This window comes from Phyllobacterium sp. (genome assembly GCF_037994425.1).
In the GTDB taxonomy this organism is placed as follows: domain Bacteria; phylum Pseudomonadota; class Alphaproteobacteria; order Rhizobiales; family Rhizobiaceae; genus Phyllobacterium.
In genome coordinates this window covers 1-8,873 of sequence record NZ_JBBNAM010000423.1, presented here as the reverse complement: position 1 = coordinate 8,873, position 8,873 = coordinate 1, and the positions used below count along the sequence as shown (strand labels likewise).

Here is an 8,873-nt window from a genome sequence, read left to right as displayed (position 1 = left end):
GGCAAAGGCAGAGCGCTTCGCAGCAGGCGGATTGCCTGAGCTCAAAGACGCAATGTCGCGCCGCAACGCCGCAAGATCGACGGTTGTCGCCACTTACTTGACCTCTAATGTTCACGATATGTTCTATTATGGAATCCAACACGACTAAGAGTCAAGCAGTTGCATGGAGGGTGGTTTCAGCGATCGATGCGGGTAGAGAGAATGATCGATGACATGGTGCGTTCGACGCCCTCAAGCGCACCAATCTGATCGAGCAACCGGTCGAGTTCCTGGATCGAAGGCGCTTCAACGATCACGATCATGTCGAACTGCCCGCTGACCGAATGCAGCGTCCTCACCCAGGCGATCTTTTTCAGGGCCGATTCGACTTTGACGGCGAGTTTTGGCAAGGCCGTAACGAGCACATGGGCCCTGACGAGGTTCTGCTCATACTCCGGCGAGAGTTTGACGCTATAGCCACGGATCATCCCGCGCTTTTCCAACCGTTCGATACGGCTCTGCACCGTTGTACGCGAGACGCCAAGCTTGCGGGCAAGGTCGGCAGTCGAGGCCCTTGCGTTCTCACGCAGCACGGAAAGCAGGGCATGATCGGCATCTGTCAGCATAATGACTAATCCATACGTCGTATTGCCAAAAATTAGGATGTAGATCGTCAGTTTACATACTTCATTTCGCCGAACAATCTGCGAAATTCCTATGAGTTTTTTATATCCATGGGGAATCATATGAAAGAGATCGTTGTCGTAGGCGCAGGCAAAATCGGCGGAACAATCGCCAATCTTCTCGCTGGCACAGGAGATTACAGCGTCACCGTCGTCGACCGCGCGCAAACCCAGCTCGATGCGCTCGATATTTCGGCGAACGTTGCGACCAAATGCATCGAAATCGGCGAAGCCGGCGCTCTGGAACGGGTCCTCGAAGGCAAGTTCGCAGTTCTGAGCGCGGCACCGTTTCACCTGACCACACGCATTGCCGAAGCAGCTGCCAAGTCCAGCGTTCACTATCTCGATCTGACCGAAGACGTTGCAAGCACACGCATCGTCAAGCAGCTATCGGATACGGCAAAGACGGCCTTCATCCCCCAATGCGGTCTCGCGCCGGGCTTCATTTCGATCGTTGCCAATGACCTGGCAAAACGCTTCGACTCGCTTGAAAGCGTCCGCATGCGTGTCGGCGCTCTGCCGCAATATCCTTCCAATGCGCTCAACTACAATCTGACCTGGAGCACGGACGGCGTCATCAACGAATATTGCGAGCCATGCGAAGCAATCGTCGATGGTGAGCTGATCGAGGTTCCGGCTCTCGAAGAGCGCGAGGAATTTTCGCTCGATGGCGTGACCTATGAGGCATTCAACACGTCCGGTGGTCTCGGCACCCTGTGCGAAACGCTGCTCGGCAAGGTACGCACGCTCAACTATCGCACGATCCGCTATCCCGGCCACGCAGCCATCATGAAGGCGCTCTTGAATGACCTTGGGCTGCGCGATCGCCGCGACGTGCTGAAGGACATTCTCGAAAATGCTCTGCCGTCGACACTGCAGGACGTTGTCGTGATCTTCGTCACTGTCAGCGGCCGCAAGAAGGGCCGGCTTTTGCAGGAAACCTACGCCAACAAGGTCTATAGCAACCATATCGGCGCACAGCTCTATAGCGGCATCCAGATCACCACCGCGTCGGCCATCTGCGCAGTGCTCGATATGCTGGCCAAGGGCGACCTGCCGCAGCAGGGTTTCATCCGCCAGGAAGATATCGCACTCGATACCTTTCTCGCCAATCGCTTCGGCAAGGCATACGCGCAGGCCGAATCGGCCGGACGTCTGGTCGCCTGATAGCGAACCGAAACGAAAAAATCGCCGCCGCGCTGCCGCGGCGGCGATTTTTTATGTCTAGACCCACTCGCCCTTGCGCATGACCGGTACCGACGATCCGTCTTTGTTGATGCCGTCGACATCTATCTCGCCGGAACCGATCATCCAGTCGATGTGAATGAGGCTCTTGTTGCCACCCCGTGCCGCGACTGCATCGGGCGACAATTCTCCGCCGTTGATAAAGCACTTCGAGTAGCATTGGCCGAGCGCAATGTGACTGGCAGCGTTCTCGTCAAACAGGGTGTTGAAGAACAGCAGCCCTGAGGCCGATATCGGTGAGGAGTTCGGCACGAGTGCGACCTCGCCCAAACGCCGTGCGCCTTCATCGGTGCCAAGCACCTTGTTGAACACCTCTTCGCCGCGCGTCGCCTTGGCCTCGACGATCCTGCCCCCCTCGAAGCGAACCTTGATATTCTCGATCAGCGTGCCTTGATGCGACAGCGGCTTGGTGCTCGAGACGTGGCCGTCGACGCGCAGAGCGTGCGGCGTCGTGAACACTTCCTCGGTCGGGATGTTCGGGTTGCAGGTGATGCCGTTCTTGGCGACGGACGCGCCGCCGTGCCACTCATGTTCGTCGGCAAGGCCGACAGTAAGATCGGTGCCCGGCCCCTTGAAGTGCAGCGCTGAAAAAGCATGCGCATTGAGCCAGGCGGTGCGCTTGTGCAGGGCGGCGTTGTGATCGCGCAGGCGCTCACCGGGTCATCCACATCGACGCGCGAGGCCGCAAAGATTGCATCGGCAAGCATCGCAATTGCAACTTCCGGATCCTGATCGGGGAAGACTTGCTTCGCCCAGGACAGGTTGGGGTAAGAAACGATGTTCCAGTTGATGTCGAAATCTGCAATCTTTTCGAGCGCCGGCTGATAGGCGCGTGACTGCGCCCGGTTGGCGCGCGCCACCTTCTCGGGATCTTCGGCGGAAAGCAGCATGGGATTGTCGCCGGCGATGGCGAGACGCGCTGTATTGGCGGAAAAGGCCTTGGCCATGCCTTCATAGAGCCAGCCCGCCGAGCGATCGAAGCTGTTGTCCGGTGCGTTGCGATAACGCATGAGGGTCGCTTCCTCGTCGTTGTAGAGCGCGGTGACGAGACCGGCCCCGGACTTGTAGGCATGTTCAGTGATGCGGCGCACGAGTGGCACCGCCGCAAGCGGCGCGGTGATGAGAAGGTCCTGCCCTGGCTGCAGTTGCAGGCCGATCTTTACGGCGACTTCTGCCAGGCGGTCGAGCTTCACGGGGTCGACGGAGGGGATTTTCTGAGATGAGGTCATTGTAGATCCATGCTGGGTCGGGAAAACGATGCTCCAGCATAGAACCGGACTATCGGCCACATCAAGGCGATGGTCTAAATTACGATCGATCCTGCTTCAATCAGTGCCCTTCAGGAATGCGGCGAACTTCTCCTGATAATCCGCGTGCCAGCGCGAAAGGGGCGGGCGGTTTTCGATGATATCCCTGGCCGACCAGAGGATCCGCTTTTCATCGAGCGCGCGGGTAACGTCGTTGTCGGGGCAAAGGATATAGAAATCGCCCGCTGATACGCGATCGATCATGAAATCGACCGTCTGTTCGGATGTCCATGCGCCTGCCGGCTTTTCTGTTCGGCCGCCCGCGGCGAGCGGCGTATAAACGAAGCCGGGTATGAACAAATGTGCCGTTACGTGACAATCCTTCGTGTTTCGTAACTCGTGCTGCAAGGCCTCGGTGAAGGTTTTGACACCAGATTTGGAGACGTTATAGGCTGGGTCGCCAGGTGGCGTGGTGATTCCCTGCTTCGAGCCAGTGTTGATGATGAGCCCCGGCTTTCCCCGCTTGACCATTGAAGGTCCGAAAACCTGGCTGCCGCGAATAACGCCAAAGAGATTTACGGCGATGATGCTGTCCCAGTGCTTCACGTCGAAGACACTGCTGCCCGGCTGGATGCCCGCGTTGTTCATTAAGATGTCGACGCCGCCGAATTTGGCTTCGACCGCCTCTCGAAGGTGCTCCAATTCCAGAACCTTCGTGACATCCGTCGCAACCGCCAGGACGCTTTCGGGACCGGCCTCCGCCTTGAGCGCGGCCGTCGCGGCATCAAGCCTTTCGCCGCCGAGATCGGCAATCGCGACCTTCAGGCCCATTGCGGACAAGCGCTTTGCAGCTGCAAACCCTATGCCCGATGCGCCTCCAGTGATAACCGCAACATTGGATGATGAAAAAGCCGGATGCGCCATGTGTCTTTGTCCTATCAACGGCAAGTCCTGTCAGGACTTAAAGTAGCAGGCCGTAAAGTGAAGTAAAACCTTGGATCAGCCGAAATTCGGCACGCGCATATAATGGGCAAGCGGGGCAATTTGATCCCGTGAACCATAGCCATGTGACTGTTGCGCAGCCGCCAGGGCTTTTTGCCGAAGCGCTTCCAGGATCTCCTTTTCGGTGCTTTCACCCATGCACAATGCCTGGAGAAGGACGATTCGCGCCGTATCGGCAATCCCCGAGTGGTCTTCGTTGAGCGCTATGTCGAGGATGACCCTGCTGAAATCGATGCGTTCCAGCGAGAGAGCCGTGATGTAACGTTCTCGGTGAGCGTTTTCAGCATCGATGAGGGCATAAAGTTTTTCACGCAGATCGGCGCCGACATTCTCATATTGGGTGGCCAGATCCGGGGCGGCAGCGGCAAGTTTCTGCTTTTGCCGTTCGCGGTGCCGCCGCTGTCTCTCCGCATTGCTTAATGCCATATCTCAATGTCTGCGCCGTAACGAAACGAATCACTTCACCCTCTCTTGATAGGCCTGCCCGGCATAGCGGGCAACATTTCGAGGCCGTTACGCACAGGGCAGTTCCAAATTTCCCCGCTGGGAACGACGTTACGTAACCCCTCCTGCGGTAATTGCACAAAGGATCAAAGGCCTGCGGAAACAAATTGTTAGGACAATTTCCCCTATCGTCAGGCGAATCGATTGCCAACCGCGCTTGCCGGAGCTGGGAAGAAAATGAGTATGTTTGAAGCCGAAGCCCCGACACCTTGCCGGATCATCGCATTTCCGCTGACAAAAAGGGTCGCGAAGATTCGCGAGGTGGCTGCACGGATCATGGAAAAGAGCTCGGACAGGCAGGCGGGCGCCTATCGAAACCAGGTCGCTGAGACGTTATTCAGGCATCTGGCCAAAATCGGTGTGGCTGAGGAAGAGCAGGACGAGCAGGTCGGTGCCTTCTTTACGGCTGTGGAACTTGAACTTGCCCGGCTAGCCTATTTCAACGACGCAAACGACGAAACAGCTTACTGACGCTGAACCTAAGAAAAGGCCCGCCACATCTGCCGGGGCGGACCTTTTTGTATTCAAAGATATTACCTGACGGCGACCACATCACCGGTGCGACGGTCGATATCGACGCGAATATCATCGCCACGACGATCGACGCCTTCCACAACGAAGCGCGACCTTGTGCGCCTTACGTCATCAACGTCGCGAACGCCCTCGCTGCGCGCGATACGCACAGCTTCACGCTCGCTGATTTCCCTGGAGCGATAAACGGGCTCCCTGTATGGCTCAGCAAGCCGGACGCCATCGGGGCCAATCACGATCGATTGCGCAAATGCCTGCGGCGCGGAAGTAAGCGCGACCAAGGCAGTCGCTCCGGCGATCAACAGTTTTCTCATAACTCTTCCCTCACAGTTGTTGAATGTTCCGCCCATTCAGCGAGTCAACGTTCAAAATGCGGGGTGGTTCCTTGCGTAATGTGCGACGGCAACCCCGCCTTATCCAAAACCTGCTCGCTTGAGAGATTTCAGATAAGGGGGAAGGTGCACTGCACAAAACCGTCAGAAATATGACCGCTGGATGCGGTACTATGTATAACTCAGCCCAATCCGAAGCCCGGATATGCGTTGTTGTGCGCCGCTAAAAGGCGCTTGCTCAAGGCGAGCGCGTGCCTCCTCATACTTTGCAAGCGTTTGCCGCGCCTCGAACGAACTAGTACGTCAGTTTCGGATACCAGTCTTTGCCGCGTCCTTCGGGCGTGCAGTCCAGGATCGTCCAGATGGGCATCAGGTCCGGCGCGCCGCGCGGATCCTGTCCAGGATCGGCCGTGACGAAACCCATCTCGCCGCCCAGAAGTGACGGATTGTCCCGTCGCGCCGTGTGAAGACATTGAAAGCAGCATCGTCGCCGCCTTCCGGCGGCCAGGCATGATAGTCACGGCTGAACTCGCCGCTCGTATCGGCGTAAAGCTTCAAGCCGCTCCAGCCCCGCTCCTTTTTGAAGGCAACGAGCCGATCAATGGGCGAGCGGGCGACGACCGCCAGCGCAACACGCTGCTCGATATCGCGGGCCTCGCCGTCCCAGGCACTTAAGAGCGACGTGCACATCAGGCAGGGACGTTCGCGCTCCGGTCCGAACATGTAGTTGTAAACCACGAGCGTCTGTTTGCCGCTGAAAAGGTCGGCAAAGCTGACTGGTCCGGCCTCGCTTTCAAACCGATAGTTCTTCGCCACCTCCCCGCCTGGCGGCAGGGCGCGGCGCTGTTCCGCAACACGCTCTATATGACGCCGCAGCTCAATCTCTTCCGCCAGCAAGGCATCCCGTGCTTGCCGGTACGCGGCGCTCTCATTGGGAAAGCGTATGCCGTTGCGGCCGGCGAGTTCGGCTGCGGGGGTAAGGGCGTGGGGAGTGCTCATGGTTAAATCCTCTGGGTTGGCGCTTTTGTGCGTGCGTTCCGGCAGTTCGGCCCCAACGCCGTTCTACCGACTTGAAGTTTTCGTTCGAATAACGTTGATATCAACATATCGTCCAAATGACAAACGTTGAAGCTCGGTCATCGTTCCCTTGGCTATTGTTTTTCAAGCGCCGGACCGCTTCCGCAGCCACGCCGAAATAGCCAAATTGATCATGTTTCGATTTGCATGTGCCGTGTTAACGTCTGTTGCAGGAGATCACGGATGGATGCAGACATTACGATCAGACGAGCGCGGGATATTTCCGACTTCGAAGTCGCGCGGGAGTTCGTCAGTGCGCTCGGCGCGTGGGATACGGGCGTGAACCCGAAGACAGGCATGCCGTTCCATGAAGCGGTTGCCGCCTATTTCGGGGCTTCGCCGCAGGACCTGATGGCAAAATTTTCGGAAGAAGGTGCGGACTTCTTCATTGCCCGTATCGGCAGGGAGGCCGTCGGCTGCGTGGGGTATACCGACGAAGGCGACGGTATCGGTGAAGTACACAAGCTCTACGTGAAGCCGGAGTTGCGTGGCAAGCGCGTCGGCCTCGCGCTGATGACGACTGTGATGAATGCGATGCGGGAACAGGGTGCGACCACCGCACGGCTCGTGACGGCAACGTACATGGGTGACGCCATCGCGCTCTATCGCGGGTTCGGCTTTACTGAGTGCGAGCCGTTCAGCGACCCACCCGATGCAATCACGATGTTTATGCAGTGCTCACTGGTGCGTTGAGGCGAGTGCCACAAGGCCAATGCATCCTCTGAATCTAGAATCCGAAAGACTGCTGTGCCGCTGGCGCCGGATCGAGATGAACGCCTTCAAGTTCCAACATGCGCATTTTCGCGGTGGAGCCACCCGGAGCTGAAAAGCCCCCGATCTTTCCACCGGCCGCAAGGACACGGTGGCACGGAATAATCAATGCCACTGGATTTCGCGCCATTGCGACGCCGACGTCGCGTGCAGCTTCGGGGCCAGCGCCGAGTTGCTTCGCCAATGCGCCATATGTCGTCGTATCTCCCCAGCCAACACGTCGGGCGGCGGCGTAAATTTCCTTGAAGAACGGCTCCTGTTGGCCAAGATCGATGGTGAAACCGGAAAAATCGATTTCCTCGCCGGTAAAATAGCGCTTTACCGCGGCGACCACCTCGACGATTTCAGCGGGAGGGCTGGCAGGTAAGGCATCGGGAACCCGGCGCAACAGGTTGTGTTCGGTCGCGCCAGGGGTACGTGCCGGCAATTGGAAACGGGTAATGCCGACATCGTTCCAGGCGATGCCGCAAAAGCCCGCGGACGTTTCGAAGATCAGATATTGATGTGGCGACTTGGTCATAACAACCAGCTCTCAAGTTTCACCCTGCCTTGAGAATCGCTCCGCCAACTGAGAAATTCAATCCGATTCTTGCAACATGCTGACAAGAGCTGTCGGCTCGCCAGCTATTTGTGTGTCGCCAAGGCCGCCGTGATACCGAGGCCGACGAACGACGAACTGGCAAACCAACGCTTCAGGCGTTGAAACCGCCGGTCGCCGCGAAAAAATTCACCTGCCGCCCCGGCAATCAAGGCGAATATTCCGTCGCTGATCATCCCAAGGCCCATGAAAGTGAAGCCGAGGATAAGAATCTGCCAATGCACGTTGCCGCGCGAGGGGTCGACGAATTGCGGCAGGAAAGCGAGGAAGAAGATCGCGGTCTTCGGATTGAAGAGGTTCACGACAAAGCCGTCGCGGAAGATCCGGCGCAACGGCTCGGCGGGGAGTGCGGGCGCTTCGGGATCAAGATCTTTGGCCATGAAGGTACGGATGCCTATCCAGATTAGATAGGCTGCGCCGAGATATTTGACGACCGAGAAGGCAAGCGCCGACGACATGACGAGCGCCGACAGGCCGACTGCTGCGGCGGTAATGTGGACAATGGTACCGAGGTGAATGCCGAGCACGGACACGAGCCCCGCCGCACGCCCCTGTTCGACCGAGCGCGCAATGATGTAAAGGACAGCCGGACCAGGCGTCAGAAGCAGGACGGCTGACGCTACGATGAACAAGCCCCATAAGGTCAAATCGGGCATGACGATCCTCCGATATTGTGGTGGCTCAAGCAAATCACACAGCTGTCGCCAATGAAAGTAGCGCGCATGCGCCCTTGCGTGATGAAAATGCGCAATTGCCTATTTGGATCGATGCGAAGTCATGGCGGAGAGGGAGGGATTCGAACCCCCGATGGAGTTGCCCCCATGCCGCATTTCGAGTGCGGTGCTTTCAACCACTCAGCCACCTCTCCGCGCCAGGGAACGATCATTTCGATCCCTAAAAGGAT

Annotated in this window: 9 protein-coding genes, 1 tRNA gene and 2 pseudogenes; 3 read left to right on the top strand and 9 right to left on the bottom strand. The window is 57.8% G+C overall.

All coding sequences use genetic code 11. The features are described 5' to 3' along the window. Positions 1-176: 176 nt before the first annotated feature. Positions 177-605 carry an Lrp/AsnC family transcriptional regulator gene (locus AAAB35_RS28010; protein WP_340671608.1) on the bottom strand — a complete coding sequence of 143 codons (429 nt, stop codon included), beginning with the start codon at positions 603-605 and terminating at the stop codon, positions 177-179. Between the two features lie 120 nt (positions 606-725). On the opposite strand from AAAB35_RS28010, the gene AAAB35_RS28005 reads away from it, so the two are divergent. Continuing rightward, complete coding sequence (locus tag AAAB35_RS28005) at positions 726-1,829, top strand: saccharopine dehydrogenase family protein (protein WP_340671607.1); 1,104 nt, start codon at positions 726-728, stop codon at positions 1,827-1,829. Positions 1,830-1,886: 57 nt separating this feature from the next. Here AAAB35_RS28005 and AAAB35_RS28000 read toward each other — a convergent pair. The 3 genes and pseudogenes from AAAB35_RS28000 to AAAB35_RS27990 form a co-directional block, all read right to left on the bottom strand. Continuing rightward, positions 1,887-3,136: pseudogene (locus tag AAAB35_RS28000) on the bottom strand (aminopeptidase). 96 nt (positions 3,137-3,232) lie between these two features. After that, positions 3,233-4,078: an SDR family oxidoreductase gene (locus tag AAAB35_RS27995; protein WP_340671605.1), complete on the bottom strand. Its 846-nt coding sequence runs from the start codon at positions 4,076-4,078 to the stop codon at positions 3,233-3,235. 75 nt (positions 4,079-4,153) lie between these two features. After that, positions 4,154-4,582 (bottom strand): hypothetical protein, encoded by a 429-nt coding sequence (locus AAAB35_RS27990; RefSeq protein WP_340671604.1) that lies wholly within the window; start codon positions 4,580-4,582, stop codon positions 4,154-4,156. 255 nt (positions 4,583-4,837) lie between these two features. On the opposite strand from AAAB35_RS27990, the gene AAAB35_RS27985 reads away from it, so the two are divergent. Continuing rightward, positions 4,838-5,131 (top strand): DUF6074 family protein, encoded by a 294-nt coding sequence (locus AAAB35_RS27985; protein WP_340671603.1) that lies wholly within the window; start codon positions 4,838-4,840, stop codon positions 5,129-5,131. Between the two features lie 62 nt (positions 5,132-5,193). Here the strand turns inward: AAAB35_RS27985 and AAAB35_RS27980 are convergent, their stop codons facing one another. Continuing rightward, the gene (locus AAAB35_RS27980) at positions 5,194-5,505 is read right to left on the bottom strand and encodes a PepSY domain-containing protein (protein ID WP_340671602.1); all 312 of its coding nucleotides are present in this window, start codon (positions 5,503-5,505) and stop codon (positions 5,194-5,196) included. Between the two features lie 313 nt (positions 5,506-5,818). Next, positions 5,819-6,522 (bottom strand): annotated as a pseudogene (locus AAAB35_RS27975) (DUF899 family protein). Between the two features lie 261 nt (positions 6,523-6,783). Here AAAB35_RS27975 and AAAB35_RS27970 point away from each other — a divergent pair. Next, a complete protein-coding gene (locus tag AAAB35_RS27970; RefSeq protein ID WP_340671601.1) occupies positions 6,784-7,293 on the top strand; it encodes a GNAT family N-acetyltransferase in 510 nt (169 codons plus the stop codon). A gap of 34 nt (positions 7,294-7,327) precedes the next feature. On the opposite strand, the gene AAAB35_RS27965 is transcribed toward AAAB35_RS27970, so the two are convergent. The 3 genes from AAAB35_RS27965 to AAAB35_RS27955 form a co-directional block, all read right to left on the bottom strand. Next, positions 7,328-7,891 (bottom strand): methylated-DNA--[protein]-cysteine S-methyltransferase, encoded by a 564-nt coding sequence (locus tag AAAB35_RS27965; RefSeq protein ID WP_340671599.1) that lies wholly within the window; start codon positions 7,889-7,891, stop codon positions 7,328-7,330. A 104-nt stretch (positions 7,892-7,995) separates the two neighbouring features. Beyond that, a complete protein-coding gene (locus AAAB35_RS27960; protein ID WP_340671598.1) occupies positions 7,996-8,625 on the bottom strand; it encodes a LysE family translocator in 630 nt (209 codons plus the stop codon). A 122-nt stretch (positions 8,626-8,747) separates the two neighbouring features. Beyond that, positions 8,748-8,837: transfer RNA gene (locus tag AAAB35_RS27955), tRNA-Ser, on the bottom strand. Positions 8,838-8,873: the final 36 nt, after the last annotated feature.

Coding starts and splice junctions, on each gene's coding strand:
- AAAB35_RS27960 (WP_340671598.1), bottom strand. CDS start 8,625: ATGCCCGATTTGACCTTATGGGGCTTGTTCATCGTAGCGTCAGCCGTC.
- AAAB35_RS27980 (WP_340671602.1), bottom strand. CDS start 5,505: ATGAGAAAACTGTTGATCGCCGGAGCGACTGCCTTGGTCGCGCTTACT.
- AAAB35_RS27990 (WP_340671604.1), bottom strand. CDS start 4,582: ATGGCATTAAGCAATGCGGAGAGACAGCGGCGGCACCGCGAACGGCAA.
- AAAB35_RS27970 (WP_340671601.1), top strand. CDS start 6,784: ATGGATGCAGACATTACGATCAGACGAGCGCGGGATATTTCCGACTTC.
- AAAB35_RS27965 (WP_340671599.1), bottom strand. CDS start 7,891: ATGACCAAGTCGCCACATCAATATCTGATCTTCGAAACGTCCGCGGGC.
- AAAB35_RS27995 (WP_340671605.1), bottom strand. CDS start 4,078: ATGGCGCATCCGGCTTTTTCATCATCCAATGTTGCGGTTATCACTGGA.
- AAAB35_RS28005 (WP_340671607.1), top strand. CDS start 726: ATGAAAGAGATCGTTGTCGTAGGCGCAGGCAAAATCGGCGGAACAATC.
- AAAB35_RS27985 (WP_340671603.1), top strand. CDS start 4,838: ATGAGTATGTTTGAAGCCGAAGCCCCGACACCTTGCCGGATCATCGCA.
- AAAB35_RS28010 (WP_340671608.1), bottom strand. CDS start 605: ATGCTGACAGATGCCGATCATGCCCTGCTTTCCGTGCTGCGTGAGAAC.